Source organism: Streptomyces prunicolor NBRC 13075, from assembly GCF_000367365.1.
GTDB classification, from domain to species: Bacteria; Actinomycetota; Actinomycetes; order Streptomycetales; family Streptomycetaceae; genus Streptomyces; species Streptomyces prunicolor.
In genome coordinates this window covers 210,730-226,308 of sequence record NZ_BARF01000031.1, presented here as the reverse complement: position 1 = coordinate 226,308, position 15,579 = coordinate 210,730, and the positions used below count along the sequence as shown (strand labels likewise).

Here is a 15,579-nt window from a genome sequence, read left to right as displayed (position 1 = left end):
CAACACCGCTTCCCTGAAAGGAACTTGATGACAGACGGCAGCGCTGTGAAGGTGGCCTTCATCGGCGCCGGCAGTGTGGTGTTCACCCAGGGGCTACTCGCCGACCTGTTCGCCTTCCCCGAACTCGCCCGCGCCCGGATCGCGTTGCACGACATCGACCCGGAACGCCTCGCGACGGCGGAGGGCGCGGCCCGGCACATCGCCCAAGTACGGGACGCCGAGCCGGAGATCACCGCGCACCTCGACCGCCGGGCGGCCCTCGCGGACGCCGACTTCGTCGTCAACATCGTCCAGGTCGGTATGAACGAGGCCACCCGCACCGACTTCGCGATCCCGGCCCGCTACGGCCTGCGCCAGACGATCGCCGACACCCTCGGCATCGGCGGCATCTTCCGCGCGCTGCGCACCTTCCCGGTACTCAAGTCACTCGCCGAGGACATGGCCGAACTCTGCCCGGACGCCCACCTGTTGAACTACACCAACCCCATGGCGATGAACCTCCTCTACCTGAGCCGCATCGCCCCCGCCCTCAAGGCGACGGGCCTGTGCCACTCGGTGTACTGGACGATGCACGACCTGTCCCAGCTGATCGGCGTCCCCTTCGAGGAGGTCTCCTACCTCGCCGCAGGCGTCAACCACCAGGCCTGGGTGCTGCGTTTCGAGCAGGCCGGGCAGAGCCTCTACCCCCTCCTCGACGAGACGATCGCGAAGGACCCCGAACTCCTGCGCCGAGTCCGCGTCGACATGTACCGCAGACTCGGCCACTACCCCACCGAGACCAGCGAGCACTCCGCCGAGTACGTGCCCTGGTATCTCCACCACGACAGCGAGATCGAGCGGCTACGGCTACCGGTCGGCGCGTACCTGGAGATCATCGAGGAGAACACCGCGAGCTACGAACGCACCCGCGACGCCCTCGCCTCCGGCATCCCGCTCCCCGTCGAGGGCACCCTGGAGTACGCCCCGCAGATCATCCACAGCATCGTCACCGGCACACCCCGCACGATCTACGGCAACGTCCCCAACCGTGGCCTCATCGACAACCTCCCCGCCGACTCGGTCGTCGAAGTCCCTTGCCTGATCGACGCGTTGGGCGTCCAGCCGACCCGGATCGGCGCCCTGCCCCCGCAGTGCGCGGCCCTCAACAGCGCGTACGTCTCCGTCACCGACCTGGTGGTCCGCGCGGCCACGGACGGCGACCCGCGCCACATCCGGCACGCGGCGATGGCCGACCCGGCGACGGCTGCGGCGCTGCCGGTCGAGCGGATCTGGGACCTGTGCGACAACCTCGTAGCGGCGCACGGAGAGCTGTTGCAGCCGGAGCTGCGGGTCCCGCTGGGGCACTGAAGGCCGTCCGGCGTTGGTGTGACCGCCCCCGTCCGCCCGGCGTGGGAGCGGCCGGGCGGCTACCGGGGTCCCGCATCCTCGGCGCAGGCGACCGGCACCCGGCCGGTCGTGGCCGTACGGGAGGAACTCGGTGCCGAGACGTTCGACCAGATTGAGGACTGTGATGGGGGCGGCCGTGCTGCCGCTGGCCCTGATGTCGCCCGCGTGGGGCGGTACGGACCCGGCGCCGTCCCCGCCCGAGCCGCCGTCGACCCTGTGCGCGCCCGCGGGCACCCTGCACGGCGCACGCGGCCAGCACGCCGTGGTCAGCCTGTGCGCGGGCAGTGGCACCCCGACCATGGCGGTCTCGGCTCCCGCGGCCTGCGGACAGCTCAGGTCGACCGTCCGGTACACGTGCCGCACCTCGGGCACCTGGACCGCCGAGCGGGACGGCGCGACGGCCGCGTCCGGCACGATGCCCGGGTCGGGCCAGTATCCGGGTCCGGGGACGTACGACTTCACGGCCACCGTGCGCGTCCAATCCGCACCCGCGGGCGTGGACCTGCGGGGCACCCTCCACGCCACGCTGACCCTGACCGCGCCCAGGCCAAAGGCCACGCACAGCATCGAGGTGGACCGGAACACGCTGCGGCCCGACTCGGTGACGACCCTGACATACACGGTCCACCGGCACAGTGACGAGGGCGACGGCAGCGCACGGTTCGGGCTGATCGCGGAGGAGGGCACGGGCGCGGAGCTGACCACGTCCGACCCGCGCTGCGTCAACCCGCTGGTCGGCCGCCACCCGTCGCAGGCCCGGCTCCCGCACGCCCTGGACTGCGCGCTCACCGATCTCCAGCCGGGGCACCCGGACACGGTGGTGGTCCAGGTCGCCCTCAAGTCCCGCTGTTCCACGGTGGTTTCGAAGTTGGGCTACTGGATGCCGCAGGGCCAGGCGCTGTACACCGGGGGCATGCTGGCGGGACCGACCGTGACCTGCGGCTAGAGCAGGTCCAGCGCCCGTTCCCAGCCGAACTCCGGCCGCCCGCCGTCGGGTTGGACCTCACCGGAGTACGGGTCCCCGAACCGCACGCCCATCTCGCGCAGCCGCGCGAGGCTCGCCCGGTACGCGGGATGGGCGGCCAACGCCTCGCCCACACAAGGGAGTACGACGGTCGGGACACCGAGGCCGTACGCCTCGCAGAGGGTGCCGAGGGCGAGGGTGTCCGCCGTACCCGCCGCCCATTTGTTGATCGTGTTGAAGGTGGCGGGCGCGACGAGCACGGCGTCCGGGGGCGGGAAGGGGCGCGGGTCGCCCGGCACGCGCCAGGCGGACCGGATGGGGCGGCCGGTCTGTGCCTCGACGGCGGCGATGTCGAAGAAACCGGACGCGGCGACCGGAGTCGCGATCACCCCGACCTCCCAGCCCAACTTCTGTGCGGCAGCGATCAGTTGGCCGACGTCGGCGGCGATCCCGGCGGCGCAGACGACGACGTAGAGGAAGGATTTTCCGTCGGGTTCGGTCATCCGGGAACCCTACTGCCCAGCCTCCCGGGCCTACTGGAGCGGAAATGACCGGCCGCGCTCGGACTCCGGCCGGGTCCCGAAGACGCGCCGGTCCTTCTCCTCGATGGTCAGGTCGTTGATGCTCGCCTCGCGCCGGGTCATCAGGCCGTGCTCGTCGAACTCCCACAACTCGTTGCCGTACGACCGCCACCACTGCCCGTCGGCGTCCCGGCACTCGTACTGGAAGCGAACGGCGATGCGGTTGCCGTCGAAGGCCCACAGGTCCTTGCGCAGTGCGTACTCGTGCTCGCGGGTCCACTTCGCGGCGAGGAACTCGACGATCTCGGCGCGGCCGGTGACGAAGGTGTCGCGGTTGCGCCAGACGGAGTCCTCCGAGTAGGCGAGCGCCACGCGCTGCGGGTCGCGGGTGTTCCAGGCGTCCTCGGCTGCCTGGACCTTCTGGGCCGCGGTCTCTCGGGTGAAGGGCGGGAGGGGAGGGCGGTCGGCCATGGTCGTCTCCAAAACGGAACGGGATGGGATGAGGTGGGGTGGGACGGAATGGGGTGGAGAACGTTCGTTCTCCAGGTGGCTGCTAACGTAGAGAACGCACGTTCTCACGTCAAGGAGGGGCCGGGTCCATGGACAGCGAAGTCGCCCGGGAGCAGGCGCTGGACGCCGCCGAGAAGCTGTTCTACGGGCGGGGGGTCCAGGCCGTCGGCATGGACGCCGTCCGCACCGCCTCCGGGCTCTCCCTCAAGCGGCTCTACCAACTCTTCCCCGCGAAGGAGGAGTTGGTGGTCGCGTATCTCGAACGGCGAGACCTGCGCTGGCGCGGACGCCTCGCCGAACATGTCGAGCGGCACGATGATCCACAGGAGCGGATTCCGGCCGTCTTCGACTGGCTGGAGCAGTGGTTCGGCGAGGCCGATTTCCGCGGCTGCGCGTGGATCAACTCGTACGGCGAGCTCGGCGCGACCTCCGAGCGAGTGGTGACCCAAGTGCGGGCGCACAAGCGGGCGTTCCGCGATTGTCTCGCCGGTCTCGTGGCGGACGCGGGGCTGCCCGCCATACTCGCCGGGCAGTTGTTCCTGCTGGCCGAGGGGGCTATGGTCACGGCGGGCATCACCGGGAGCGCGGAGCCGGCGGCGGAGGCGCGGGAGGCGGCCCGGGCGTTGTCGCGGGCCAACTGACGTCAGGCTGCGGCGAGTTCCGTGAGCGTGGCACGAGCCCGGGTGAGGGAGGCCGCCGCCAGGTCCTCCAGGCCGGCCAGTTGGGGCAGGACGTCGACCCGGGTCAGTTCGGCGGCGACGAGGTGGAGGTGCTCCGGCGGTACGCCCAGGTTGCCGAAGTAGGCCTTCAGGTACGGCATTTGGAAGTCGAGGTGTTCGCGCAGGGTGCCGGGTCCATATCCGCCGCCGCGCGCCATCACCGCGACCACACGGGTGTGGCGCAGGAGGCTCTCACCGGTGTCCGGGTCGGTGAGCGCGCCGGGGAAGGTGACGCGGTCGATCCATGCCTTCAGGGGCGCGGGCACCGAGAAGTTGTACATCGGGACACCGAGCAACACCGTGTCGGCGCCCAGTAGTTCGGTGACCAGCGGCAGGGTCAGCTCCCACTCGTGCCGCTCGGCGGCGCTCTCGATCAGTGCGGGGACCTTGGCGGGCGGGACGAATCCCTCGCGTTCCACGCGGCGGCCGAGGGTGGTGTAGGCGGAGGTGATCGGCGGCACCGGTTCGGCGGAGAGGTCGCGGTGACGGTGGTCCCCCGTGCTGCCGTGCGCGGTGCGCCAGGTGCGCGCGAAGGTCTCGGTGAGTTGCCTGGTCACGGAGTCGGCGGTCGTGTCGGCGCTGGAGTCGATGTGCAGCAGCATGGTGTGGTCACCTCGGTCGGTTCGTCTACGTCTTCGTGTACGTCGGACAGGTGACGGAGCACGGCGAGGAAAGGTGACCCATGCGGGGGCACGAGGAGTTGGCGGAGCGGTTCGAGGAGCGGCGGGGACAGCTGCGGGCGGTCGCGTACCGGATGCTGGGGTCGCTCGGCGAGGCGGACGACGCGGTGCAGGAGGCCTGGCTGCGGCTCGACCGTACGGGCGGCGACGGCATCGACAACCTGACCGCCTGGCTGACGACGGTCGTCTCGCGCATCTGCCTGGACATGCTCCGCTCACGCGCGTCCCGACGCGAGGATCCCTACGGCGACGAGCTGCCGGAGCCGAGCGCCGACGAGCTGCCCGAGGACGAGGCCGTACTCGCCGACTCGGTGGGGCTCGCGCTGCTGGTGGTGCTGGACAGGCTGGGTCCGGCGGAGCGGGTCGCGTTCGTGCTGCACGATCTGTTCGCGGTGCCGTTCGACAGCGTCGCGGCGGTCCTGGACCGGTCCCGGCCCGCCGCGAAGAAGCTCGCCAGCCGGGCCCGGCACAAGGTGCGGGGCACGCCGGTGGTGCCGGGCGCCGCACTCGACCGGCACCGGGAGGTCGTCGAGGCGTTCCTGTCCGCCGCGCGGGGCGGTGACCTCGGCGCGCTCCTCGACGTACTCGCCCCCGATGTCGCCCGGTACGCCGACCCCGCCGTGTTGCCACCGGGCGTGGCGGCCGAGCTGCGCGGCGCCCGGGCGGTTGCGCAGGGGACGGTGTTGCTGCGGCACCGGACGCGGTTCGCGGCCCTAGCCCTTGTCGACGGGGACGTGGGTCTCGTGGTCGCGCCGGGGGGACGGTTGCTGCTGGCTCTCCGGGTGAGGGTCGAGGGTGGGCGGGTTGCCGCGTACGAGGTGGTCGCGGGGCGGGAGGGGCTGCGGGGAGTCGAGGTGGGGGTGCTTGGGATGGTGGGTTGAGGTGGGCGGGCTGGAGGGATCGGCTTCGCGGCAGGAGGAAGTGGCTCGGCCCGGCGGGCCGGCCACCGCCTCCTCAGGAACCGCTCAGCCCAGCCCGCCGGCCACCGCACTCAGGAACCGGTCACCCAGCAGCCCCGCCCCTGCGGAGCAGCCCGCTCAGCCCACCGCCCTGTCCGACACCGTGATCGCGCTCACCGGGCAGGCCCGTGCCGCCTCCCTGAGCATCGGGTCGTCGGTGTCCTCCTTGCCCGGCAGCACCGCGCTGTAGCCGTCGTCGTCCTGGGTGAAGACGCTCGGGGCGGCGAGGGCGCACTGGCCCGCCCCGATGCAGATGTCCTTGTCGATGTGGATTTCCGTGTGCATGGAGCGCAGCCTCTTACCAGGTCACGGGGAGTTCCAGCATCCCCTGGATCGTGTCGCCGGGTTTGAAGGGGATCTCCTCCGCCGGCACGGCCAGGCTCAGCGTGGGCAGCCGGTCGAAGAGGCTGTGCAGGGCGATCTCCAGTTCGGCGCGGGCGAGGTTCTGGCCGAGGCACTGGTGGATGCCGAATCCGAACGAGACGTGGTGGCGGGTGGGTCGGTGCCAGTCCAGGGTGTCCGGAGCGGTGTAGACGTCCTCGTCGCGATTGATGACCGCGGCCGAGAAGATCACGCCCTCGCCGGCCCGGATCGTCGTGCCGTCCACGTCGATGTCCTCAAGGGCCTGCCGCATCAGCCCGTCCACGATGGACAGCGACCGCATCAGTTCCTCGACCGCGTCGGGCAACAGCCCTGGATCGTCCCGGAGTTCGGCGAGCCGCTCGGGGTGGAGCAGCAGCGTGTAGGTGCCCAGGGAGATCATGTTGGCGGTCGTCTCGTGGCCGGCGACGAGGAGGATGATCGTGAGGGAGATCAACTCCTCGCGGTCCAGCGCCCCTTCGTTCAGCTGCTCCCGGACGAGGTCGTCCAGCACCCCCTCGCCCGGACTCTGCTGCTTGCGGTCGATCAACTCGTCCAGATACGCCTCCAGTTGATCGCGGGCGTCCTGGCTGTCCTCGGCCTTCGGACCGCGCAGCAGGCGCCGGGACTGGGCCTCGAAGAACTCGTGGTCGGCGTACGGGACGCCGAGCAGCGCACAGATCACCATCGAGGGAACGGGCAGCGCGAACGCGGACACCAGGTCGGCGGTCGGACCCTGGGCGATCATCGCGTCGAGCAGTTCGTCGACGATCCGCTGGATGTCGGGCCGCATCGCCGTGGCGCGTTTGACGGTGAAGGCGGGGATCATCATCCGCCGCTTGGTGCGGTGCTGGGGGTCGTTCTCGCCGAGCAGGGCGACCTTGCGGTTCCGGACGGCCGCGAACCGTTCGTTGGTCACGGGGAAATCGGGCCGGCTGCGGTCGGTGGACAGCCGCTGGTCGGCCAGCAGCGCGCGGGCGGCGGCGTGCCCGGTGACGAGCCAGGCCGTGCGGCCGTCGTAGAGCGTGACGCGGGTCAGCGGGCGGGCGGCGCGGAGGGGGTCGTAGCCGGCGGGCGGGTGGTAGGGGCAGGTGCGGTCCTGTGGGAAGGAGACGGGTTCGGGCAGGTCGGTCGGAGCCGTCAGTTCCGTCAGATCCGTCATGGAAGACCTCGCAGACGAAGAGTGCGTCTTGCCGATCTTCATTAGATGCCCGAGGCACCTATGAGGCCACCTGAAGTTCGGCCAGATCGGTGGTACCTACAATCTGGCCGAACCTGATGGCCCCGGCCGGCTCGACGATCACGGTCGCGGGACCGGTCCAACGTCACCCGCCCGCGACCGGAGTCCCGCCGTCCGCCGGGGCGAAGGCCAGGGACACGGCGAGGCTGTCCTCGTACACGTGATAGCGGACGATCACCCCGTCCCGGACGGTGAGGTGGAGGGCGAACCTGGCGCGATACGACCGTCCGGTGGACCTGGCGACCAGCCGGATCTCGCCGAGCACCACCGCGTCCTCGCCGTCGACCAGGATGCGCGCGACCTCCGTGCCCACCTGTCCCGGCGCATGATGCGCGGCAAGCTCACGGAAGTGCTCGGCGACGTCGGCGCGGGTGGCACGGTGCCGGATCCACGGGGTGGCCGGACGGCCGTGCTCGCCCTCGGGCCAGTCGAGCCTCCAGTCGACGTGCTCGGCGTACAACTCGGCGACGCGCTCGGGCTCGGCGTGGCCGATCCGGTGGAGCAGGTCTTCTACGACGGTGCGGGTGGTCGGGGTCGTGGGCATGGGCGTGCTCTCTCTCGGCCGGTGGTCGTTCGGGGTGCCGACTGTGCCCGAGAGGCCGTTCCGGTGCGATTACCTCCGAGGTAGTCACCCGGTGGAGGGGGCGTGGCCGAAGAGAGTCGCGGTGTGGATGAATCCGGCACCGGCTGGTGTTGAATCTCGGTGCTGGACAGCCGTAGAACGCGAGATGGGACGAATGACATGCCTCTTCAGGGCGAGTACGAACCCAGCCCGTCGCAGTGGGTGCGCGACCAGGTCGAGCTGTACGAGAGCTCTGGCGGCACCAAGGGGACGACGTTGATGGACACGGGTCTGCCCGTGATCCTGCTGACGACGGTGGGTGCCAAGAGCGGGAAGATCCGCAAGACCCCGCTGATGCGTGTCGAGCACGACGGGGTCTACGCCGTCGTCGCCTCGCAGGGCGGTGCGCCCACGCATCCGGTGTGGTACTTCAACGTCCAGGCCGATCCGCACGTCGAGCTGCAGGACGGACCGCAGAAGTGGGACCTCACGGCCCGCGAGGTCACCGGCGACGAGAAGGCCGAGTGGTGGGAGCGGGCGGTCGCCGCGTATCCCCCGTACGCCGAGTACCAGACCAAGACGGACCGGCAGATCCCCGTGTTCGTCCTCGAACCGGCCGCCGGAAGCTGAGTCCCGGGGACTGACCGGCCCGGAGAGAATTTCTTGTATCCGGGGGGCATGAACCGGTGACCGTCGGGCATCCGACGTTCAGGCCCCGCCGCGCTCCCCCGTCGCGGCGGGGCTTTCCGCTGCCTCCTCCGCAACGAGGTCTTCCTCCTGCGCCGGCCGGTCGGTGATGTCCAGGAAGATCTCGCCGGTCTCGGACACCGCACGGCCGAGGGACTCCTTGATCCGCATGGAGACCTCCTCGACCCGCTCGCTGTCCATGCCGGGCACGAGGTCGATGCGGGCGGCGACCATCGTCGAGTCGAGCCCCATCCGCATCGTGAACAGCGCTTCCACGCTGTCGATCTCGGGCTCGGCCGCCAGCAACGAGCGGATCCTGTCAGCGAGTTCGGGATCTACGGCCTCGCCGATGAGCTGGTCGCGGGCGTCGCGGCCGAGGCGGTAGGCGACATAGCCGAGCAGTACTCCGATCGCGATCGAGGCGCACGCCTCCCACACCACCTGTCCGGTGATCATGTGCAGCGCCATGCCGATGATGGCGAGGGTCACGCCGAGCACGGCCGTGCCGTCCTCGGCGACCACGGTCCGCAGCGCCGGGTCACGCAGCGCGTCCGTGCCGCCGCCCTGGGCACGCACCTGGTGGAGGGCCCGCAACAGCGAGGTCCCCTCCGCGACCAGGGCCACGGCGAGCACGATCAGACCCACCACATAGCCGGTGGACGTCTCCTCCGCTCCGTTCCGCAAGGCCTCGATCCCCTGGAACACGGAGAAGCAGGCGCCCATCACGAAGATCCCCACGGCCGCGAGCAGCGACCAGAAGAACCGCTCCTTGCCGTAGCCGAACGGGTGCCGCCGGTCGGCGGGGCGGCGGCTGCGGCGCAGGGCCGCGAGAAGGAAGACCTCGTTGAGGCTGTCGGCCACCGAGTGCGCGGCCTCCGAGAGCAGCGCGGGCGACCCCGCGACCAGACCGCCGACGGCCTTGGCGGCCGCGATCACCAGGTTGGCGGCGAGTGCGACGAAGACGGTGACCCGGGTCTTCCGGTCCGTCGCGCCATCGGATTCCTGGTCCGTCGTACGGTCGGACGGGTGATCCTTCTCAGGGTCGGCGGCTTTGTCACTCATCTTCGCCGACTGCCCCGGAAGGTGCTGCTCACACCCTCTACCGAAGGACCGGTTTCGGTGGCACCGTCGGGGATCCGACCCATCCCGACCCCTCCCGGCCCAACCCGACCCGTGCCGTCCGTTCCGACCCGCCCGTCCGCAGAAGGAGATCCGCGTGGCCAAGACCAAGAAGAAGAAACTCCCCCTCGTCTACCAGCCCGTCGGCCTCGTCCTGGGCCTGGTGAGCGGCGCCCTCGCCGGCCGTGCCTTCCGCGCCACGTGGAAGGCGGTACGGCACGAGGACAATGCCCCCGACCCGCTGGACCGAGACCGTGGCTGGGCCGAGATCCTGCTCGCCGCCGCGCTCCAGGGCGCCCTCTTCGCGGTGGCGCGCAGCGCGGCGGACCGCACCGGCGCGAAGGCCATCGAACGCTCCACCGGGATCTGGCCGGCGAAGGACAAGAGCGGCCGGGAGTAGGGCAGTTGGGAACAGGGTCCGGGGGTGAGCTTCCTCAGCCCTGGTCGGCGACCGTCGGCGGCACCGGGCGCAGCGTGAAGGAGTGGCCCGCCGGGTCCGCGTACACGCGCTCCTCGTACGGGCCCGGCATGTCCTTGGTCTCCAGCGGCCGTCCGCCGAGGCCGACGATCCTGCGCTCCGCCTCGTCCAGGTCCTCCACAAGGAAGTCCAGGTGGACCTGTTGGTTGTTCTCGGCGCGCGGCCAGCTCGGCGGGGTGGCGCCGAGGTCGCGGCGGAACGCCAGCCGGGTCCCGTCGGCACCCCTGATCTCCACCTGGTCGAGCGTGATGTCGGTCTGCTCGCCGTCGAGCAACTCCGTGTAGAACACGGCGAGTTTCTCCGGCTCCAGCGCGTCGAGCACCACGAAGCCAGCGTTCACGAGTGCCATGGGTCCTCCGAGGATTCAGGCGCGCAAGGGGCGATTCCGGTTGCCACGCACCCAACGGATATCCCGGTTCGGCCAGTTGATGCCGACGACCGGCGTCGGTCAACGAACGCGCAACAACCGCACGGCTCCCCTGGTTCGGGTGGGACGCGGGATGTAAGAGTGAGACGGGTGAAGCCTCGTATCGCCGTAGTGACCCTCGCCGTCTGCACCGCGCTCGCTCCGCTCAGCGGATGCGGCAGCGGCACCACCGCCCACGAGTCGTCGCCCTCCTCGGGAGAACCGACGACGGCCGCCGCGAGCCGAACTCCCGCTCCGGGCAAGGGTTCCAAGGACCCCGACGACATCAACGGCGACGGGCACCGCGACCTCGTGGTGCCGATCATCGTCGGCGGCGATGACGGCGCCGCCGACGAACGGGTGGGTGTGGTCTACGGATCGGCCAAGGGCCTCGACCCGTCGACACGCACGGTCTACGGCCGCGCCGACCTGGGCCTGCCCGAACCCGGCAGGCAACTCCTCGCCCCGAAGGGCTCGTTGTCCGCCGCCGACCTCACCACCGCCGATCTGGACGGCGACGGTTTCCCGGACTTCGTCACCACCGTCCAGGGCGCGATGACGTCGGACAACAACGTCGTCGCCCCGCGCACCGTCCCGTACATCGCGTGGGGCGGCCCCGGCGGACCGAAGGGAAAGACCTCCGCCACCCAGATCCAACTGCCGCAGAGCGCAACGAAGTTGGGCGTCCAGTCCCTGGTGCGCGGCGACTTCGACGGCGACGGGCACCACGACCTCGCCGGGTTCGCGTACAACCACTCGTCCCTGGTGGTGATGTACGGCCCCTTCACGCGCTCGGGCGCCCCCGCCCGCACCGACACGAGCCTCCCCTGGGCGGACGGCGATCTCACCGCCGACGCCATCGCCCCGTCCGGCACACCCCGCGCGACCTCGCTCCTGATGCACGCGGTGAGCGACGGGGAACAGTCCGGCAACACGCTCTACACGGCCCGCCGAGGTTCGCAACTCTCATCCACCGGGCGGCAGTTGAGGAGCGGCAACGCCCACACATTCGGCGACTTCGACGGCGACGGGCAGCGCGATGTGGCGGTCGGCGACGACGGCAGCCGTAACGACGAACCCGGCTTCGAGACCGAGCCGGCCGATGTCGACGGCTCGCTCGCCGTGTATCCCGGCGGCGGCGCACCGGTGACCTACCGGCTCCCCGAGGCGCCGAAGTCCGCGCGCACCCAGTACGGGCCCGGTGGCTACGTGTCCGCCGACCCGGACGGCGACGGCAGTGACGGCGTCCTCGTCGCCACGTACGAGGGCGCCACCCTCATCGACGGCACCCGGCGGACCACCGTCCTGCGCGAAGGACCCGCCACGGCGGACGGCAAGAAGATCCCGGCGACATGGCGGCACGCCCGCCCCGCGGGGGCCGCCGACTTCAACGGCGACGGCAAGGACGAACTGATCCTGAACTGGGGCGCGGACGCGAAGTTCGGCACCTACGGCAAGCTCCCCACCCGCTGGTGGATCACCGACGGCACGACGAACGCGAACAGGGCGACCTTCACGACGACGGCCTTCGCCCCGCACTCCTAGTCGGAAGCCGCGCGCCGCCTACAGGAAGCCTGGCGCCGCTCGCCGAGAGAAGTCTCAGCCCTCCCCCGCCGCACGGATCTCGGCGAGCCGCGCCGCCGCCGCGCTGAGCAGCAGATCCAGGGCGGCCGGGTAGGAGCTGTGCCGCATGGTGGCCACGAGATGGCGGGCCGTGGCCGCGATGTGCGGATGCGTGTCGGCGGGCAGCCGCGCGTACGTCGCCTGCCATACGGCCGCCTCCGCCTCGCGGGCCGGCTGCGGCAGCGCCGTGTTCGCGGAGTCGAGGGCACCGAACGCGAGGGCCTGGTCGACATAGGCGTGGTAGATCCGCACCGCCTCCACGTCCGGGAACCCGGCCCCGCGCAGCACCCCGAGGATCGCCTCCACGGCCTGGATCTCGTACACCCGCCCGGTCACCCGGTACGAGCTGAGCACCGCCGCCCGTGGATGCGCGAGCGCTCCGGCGTGCACGCGCAGGCCGAGATCCCGCAGGTCGGCGAGCCAGTCGCCGCTGGGCCGCCAGGTGCGCAGCGTCCGGCCGATCAGTTCGTCCGCGACGGCCAGCATCAGGTCGTCGGTATGCCGGAAGTAGCGGTACAGGGAGCTGGGGTCGGCGCCGAGGGCGCGGCCGAGGCGGCGCACGGACAGGGCCTCGGTGCCGTGCTCCTCGATCAGCCGCAGCGCGGTCTCGACGATCAGCTCCTCGGACAGGACGACGCCCTGTTTGGTGGGGCGCCTGCGCCGCCGGTCGGCGGCCGGGACGACACGCTCACTCATACGACGACCTCCTCGCTGCTCCTGTGCCCGCACCTTATGACAACACCGTTGACCTGTTAAGGGCGCGGGCAGTTTCATGTGCGTTCACCGGGGCCGTTCGGGCCCCCCGGTGCGAGCGGAGAGCACGCCATGAACGACACGCCACCCCCGTCGGGGCCCGCACTGCGCAAATCCCTCGGTCTGCTGGACGGCGTCGCCATCGCCGCCTCCAGCACGGCCGCGACCACCAGCATCGGCATCGGTCTGGGCGTGACCGCCGGGGTGGTCGGGCTGCATCTGCCGGCCATCATGCTGATCGCGTTCCTGCCGATCCTGGGCATCGCGGGCGCCTACTCCCGGCTGAACAAGGTCGAGCCGAACGCGGGCAACGGCTATGTGTGGGTGGGCCGTTCACTCACTCCGTGGCTCGGCTTCCTGGTCGGCTGGGTGAACATCGTCGCGACGCTCTTGAAGTTTCCTCGCACCGCCTGACCAGCAAGATCGGGAATAATGCCCCACTTCGGGGGGTTACTCCTACTGGTGGTCACGCGACTAGAGGGAGGGACCTCAGAGCCCCACCAGTCGGAGGGGCAGCATGATCATCAAACGAGCACTCGGGGTGGTCCGACTCAGCGTCGGCAACGTGAACCAGACTGGTGAAGACACCCAGCGCAGGAAGATCGAGAACCGAGTTATTGCGGACGAGCTGGAGTTTGTCGATTGGGCAGTTGATATCGACGTGTCCGCCTCCCTCAGTCCGTGGGACCGACCCCAACTCGGCAAGTGGCTCAAGGAAAACGTCGATCTGTGGGACGTTCTCTACGTCTACAAACTCGACCGCATCGTTCGGTCCGTACGCGACTTGTCGAACTTGCTCGACTGGTGCGACGAACACGGAAAGTCCCTCGTATCTGTGGAAGAGGGCTTCGACCTCTCGAAACCGTGGGGCCGCACCATCGCAAAAATTCTCGCCGTTCTGGCAGAGGCAGAACTAGAGATGATCAAAGAGCGCATCGGCAACTCACGCGCCACGATGCGCGCTCAAGGGCGTTGGCCCGGGGGCCTGGTGCCGTTCGGGCGAATTGCCGTACTGGCTTCGGATGGTGACGGGTACACACTGGAACTCTGCCCCACCTACGGACCATGGCTTCTCAAGATGATCGACAAGTTCCTAGAGGTGAAATCGTTCGACGTCGTCGCTGAATGGCTAGACGCAAACGGCGTACCAACGTCTCAGGACATTGCCCGAATCCGCGCGAGCAAGGCAGGTACGTCGAACACCCGACTCAGCGGAGATAAAGCCAAACCGCGCGGCTCCAAGTGGTCCGCAACCGCAGTGCAGAAAATGCTGACTAACCGAAATCTTCTCGGGGAATACGTCCGGGCAGACGGCACTATCGAGCGCAACCCCGACGGGACGCCGATCCTGCTCTCCGTTCCGGTCATCACCTCGGAAAAATTCGATGAACTCCAAAGCGTGATCGAGACAATCAAATTCACTCAGGGACCCAAGCGCACCAGCGCCCTCCTAGGGGTGCTGTTCTGCGCAGGCTGTGAGCAGCCGCTCTACTACATGAAAGAGCATGGGACCCGAGTAGCGCGGTTCCGGTGCCAGGGGAACAAACCCCTGGGCATTCCCCGGTGTGTTGGACAGTCGTATCCGGCTGACCAAATCATGCGAGAGGTGGAGCACGTGTTCCTCAAGCAACTGGGCACGTTCACCATTTTGGAAAAGGTGAAGTTGTCCGATGATCGGTCGGCTGTCGAACTGGCTGTGTTGCAGGGACGTATGGACCAACTCAACGCAGAGTTCAAGGCAGGGCGCCACACTGCCGCAGAGTTCGCTGCGATGATGACTGAGACGGCCACGGCACACGAGAAACTCAGCAACGAACCCCAGAAGAAAGCCACATGGGAGTGGCGCGAAACGGGCCAGACGTTCGCCCAATGGTGGGCGTCGACTGAGGGCAAGCCCCAGGAGCGTCGGGAAGAGATGCTGAAATGGCGCATCAAGATGCGTCGCGGTCAAGACGTCCTTTACTGGCGCTGCGGTTGGGAAGTGCGCGACCAGATCAAGGGCAAGGATGCCAATTCGACGCTGTCAACCATCGTGTTTGGTCCTGAACTCAACGACGTGGCAAAACTGTCGGTAGAGCTGACGGCATGAAAGCGGACACATCAGAGGCAGCAAAGAGCTAGAGTCGACGAACGCGAGAAGGGACAAAGCGACATGTGGCAGGTAATCGCCAACGGCACAAAGGGCAGCACGTACGTTTATGAGGTCGACGGACCTGACAACGCGTCTGTTGCTGAGGTATTCAACGTGGCCTGTCTCCAGCACGCGAGGGAACGTCGTAACCGGCACATCGACGAGACGCTTGATATCAGTGAAGGCGCCTATGGCGTCCGGCTGTTGTACCCCCAGGGGCACCGTGACCTGCTGGACGCGGTCATTGAGAAAGCCGTAAAGGCAGGACTCACCCTGACTGCGGAAGACATTGAATGGGACGGCACAGACGCGATCATCGACGGCATGAGCGCACGAGCTTGGTTCGAGACCCTGGGGTCCTGACAGCCCCTGTACGGCCCTGAGAGCCCCGCCGGTTGGTCCGGCGGGGCTTTCCTCATGTCCGGTCCTGAGAGCGGCTGTACGGCCACCAGGACGCAAGAGAGCCCCAAGGCGGGGGAAC

Annotated in this window: 18 protein-coding genes and 1 pseudogene; 10 read left to right on the top strand and 9 right to left on the bottom strand. The window is 69.2% G+C overall.

Features of this window, described 5'->3' with window-relative positions:
- Window positions 1-27: 27 nt before the first annotated feature.
- Both SPR02S_RS14980 and SPR02S_RS14975 read left to right on the top strand, forming a co-directional pair.
- On the top strand, window positions 28-1,347 hold the full coding sequence (locus SPR02S_RS14980) for an alpha-glucosidase/alpha-galactosidase (RefSeq protein WP_019057789.1): 1,320 nt from the start codon (window positions 28-30) through the stop codon (window positions 1,345-1,347).
- A 163-nt stretch (window positions 1,348-1,510) separates the two neighbouring features.
- Window positions 1,511-2,332, top strand: a complete 822-nt coding sequence (locus SPR02S_RS14975) for a hypothetical protein (RefSeq protein WP_019057788.1) — start codon at window positions 1,511-1,513, stop codon at window positions 2,330-2,332.
- Here SPR02S_RS14975 and SPR02S_RS14970 read toward each other — a convergent pair.
- Entirely contained in the window at window positions 2,329-2,853 is a 525-nt protein-coding gene (locus SPR02S_RS14970; protein ID WP_019057787.1) for a flavoprotein, read from the bottom strand. The two genes, SPR02S_RS14975 and SPR02S_RS14970, sit on opposite strands and share 4 nt — an antisense overlap.
- 30 nt (window positions 2,854-2,883) lie before the next feature.
- Window positions 2,884-3,342 (bottom strand): nuclear transport factor 2 family protein, encoded by a 459-nt coding sequence (locus tag SPR02S_RS14965; protein ID WP_019057786.1) that lies wholly within the window; start codon window positions 3,340-3,342, stop codon window positions 2,884-2,886.
- 128 nt (window positions 3,343-3,470) lie between these two features.
- Between SPR02S_RS14965 and SPR02S_RS14960 the strand changes: the two genes are divergently transcribed.
- Entirely contained in the window at window positions 3,471-4,022 is a 552-nt protein-coding gene (locus tag SPR02S_RS14960; RefSeq protein ID WP_019057785.1) for a TetR/AcrR family transcriptional regulator, read from the top strand.
- Window positions 4,023-4,024: 2 nt separating this feature from the next.
- Here SPR02S_RS14960 and SPR02S_RS14955 read toward each other — a convergent pair whose 3' ends face one another.
- Window positions 4,025-4,702: an FMN-dependent NADH-azoreductase gene (locus SPR02S_RS14955; protein ID WP_019057784.1), complete on the bottom strand. Its 678-nt coding sequence runs from the start codon at window positions 4,700-4,702 to the stop codon at window positions 4,025-4,027.
- Window positions 4,703-4,782: 80 nt separating this feature from the next.
- Here SPR02S_RS14955 and SPR02S_RS14950 point away from each other — a divergent pair, with 80 nt between their 5' ends.
- The gene (locus SPR02S_RS14950; protein WP_019057783.1) at window positions 4,783-5,661 is read left to right on the top strand and encodes a sigma-70 family RNA polymerase sigma factor; all 879 of its coding nucleotides are present in this window, start codon (window positions 4,783-4,785) and stop codon (window positions 5,659-5,661) included.
- Window positions 5,662-5,817: 156 nt separating this feature from the next.
- Here SPR02S_RS14950 and SPR02S_RS14945 read toward each other — a convergent pair whose 3' ends face one another.
- From SPR02S_RS14945 to SPR02S_RS14935, 3 genes are all read right to left on the bottom strand, one after another.
- Window positions 5,818-6,024: a ferredoxin gene (locus SPR02S_RS14945; RefSeq protein WP_019057782.1), complete on the bottom strand. Its 207-nt coding sequence runs from the start codon at window positions 6,022-6,024 to the stop codon at window positions 5,818-5,820.
- A 13-nt stretch (window positions 6,025-6,037) separates the two neighbouring features.
- Entirely contained in the window at window positions 6,038-7,261 is a 1,224-nt protein-coding gene (locus SPR02S_RS14940) for a cytochrome P450 (protein ID WP_019057781.1), read from the bottom strand.
- A gap of 163 nt (window positions 7,262-7,424) precedes the next feature.
- Window positions 7,425-7,883 carry a nuclear transport factor 2 family protein gene (locus SPR02S_RS14935; protein WP_019057780.1) on the bottom strand — a complete coding sequence of 153 codons (459 nt, stop codon included), beginning with the start codon at window positions 7,881-7,883 and terminating at the stop codon, window positions 7,425-7,427.
- 198 nt (window positions 7,884-8,081) lie between these two features.
- On the opposite strand from SPR02S_RS14935, the gene SPR02S_RS14930 reads away from it, so the two are divergent.
- Window positions 8,082-8,531: a nitroreductase family deazaflavin-dependent oxidoreductase gene (locus SPR02S_RS14930; protein WP_019057779.1), complete on the top strand. Its 450-nt coding sequence runs from the start codon at window positions 8,082-8,084 to the stop codon at window positions 8,529-8,531.
- Window positions 8,532-8,609: 78 nt separating this feature from the next.
- On the opposite strand, the gene SPR02S_RS14925 is transcribed toward SPR02S_RS14930, so the two are convergent.
- Complete coding sequence (locus tag SPR02S_RS14925; protein ID WP_019057778.1) at window positions 8,610-9,650, bottom strand: cation diffusion facilitator family transporter; 1,041 nt, start codon at window positions 9,648-9,650, stop codon at window positions 8,610-8,612.
- 154 nt (window positions 9,651-9,804) lie between these two features.
- Between SPR02S_RS14925 and SPR02S_RS14920 the strand changes: the two genes are divergently transcribed.
- Window positions 9,805-10,107 carry a DUF4235 domain-containing protein gene (locus SPR02S_RS14920; protein WP_019057777.1) on the top strand — a complete coding sequence of 101 codons (303 nt, stop codon included), beginning with the start codon at window positions 9,805-9,807 and terminating at the stop codon, window positions 10,105-10,107.
- Between the two features lie 34 nt (window positions 10,108-10,141).
- Here SPR02S_RS14920 and SPR02S_RS14915 read toward each other — a convergent pair whose 3' ends face one another.
- Window positions 10,142-10,534 (bottom strand): VOC family protein, encoded by a 393-nt coding sequence (locus SPR02S_RS14915; protein WP_019057776.1) that lies wholly within the window; start codon window positions 10,532-10,534, stop codon window positions 10,142-10,144.
- A 168-nt stretch (window positions 10,535-10,702) separates the two neighbouring features.
- On the opposite strand from SPR02S_RS14915, the gene SPR02S_RS14910 reads away from it, so the two are divergent.
- On the top strand, window positions 10,703-12,136 hold the full coding sequence (locus SPR02S_RS14910) for an FG-GAP repeat domain-containing protein (protein WP_026150544.1): 1,434 nt from the start codon (window positions 10,703-10,705) through the stop codon (window positions 12,134-12,136).
- Between the two features lie 54 nt (window positions 12,137-12,190).
- On the opposite strand, the gene SPR02S_RS14905 is transcribed toward SPR02S_RS14910, so the two are convergent.
- Window positions 12,191-12,910: a TetR/AcrR family transcriptional regulator gene (locus SPR02S_RS14905; protein ID WP_019057774.1), complete on the bottom strand. Its 720-nt coding sequence runs from the start codon at window positions 12,908-12,910 to the stop codon at window positions 12,191-12,193.
- 129 nt (window positions 12,911-13,039) lie between these two features.
- On the opposite strand from SPR02S_RS14905, the pseudogene SPR02S_RS14900 reads away from it, so the two are divergent.
- From SPR02S_RS14900 to SPR02S_RS14890, 3 genes and pseudogenes are all read left to right on the top strand, one after another.
- Window positions 13,040-13,357: pseudogene (locus tag SPR02S_RS14900) on the top strand (APC family permease); the annotation flags it as partial.
- A gap of 127 nt (window positions 13,358-13,484) precedes the next feature.
- Window positions 13,485-15,056 carry a recombinase family protein gene (locus tag SPR02S_RS14895; RefSeq protein WP_026150543.1) on the top strand — a complete coding sequence of 524 codons (1,572 nt, stop codon included), beginning with the start codon at window positions 13,485-13,487 and terminating at the stop codon, window positions 15,054-15,056.
- A 63-nt stretch (window positions 15,057-15,119) separates the two neighbouring features.
- Window positions 15,120-15,461, top strand: a complete 342-nt coding sequence (locus tag SPR02S_RS14890; RefSeq protein ID WP_019057771.1) for a hypothetical protein — start codon at window positions 15,120-15,122, stop codon at window positions 15,459-15,461.
- Window positions 15,462-15,579 lie beyond the last annotated feature (118 nt).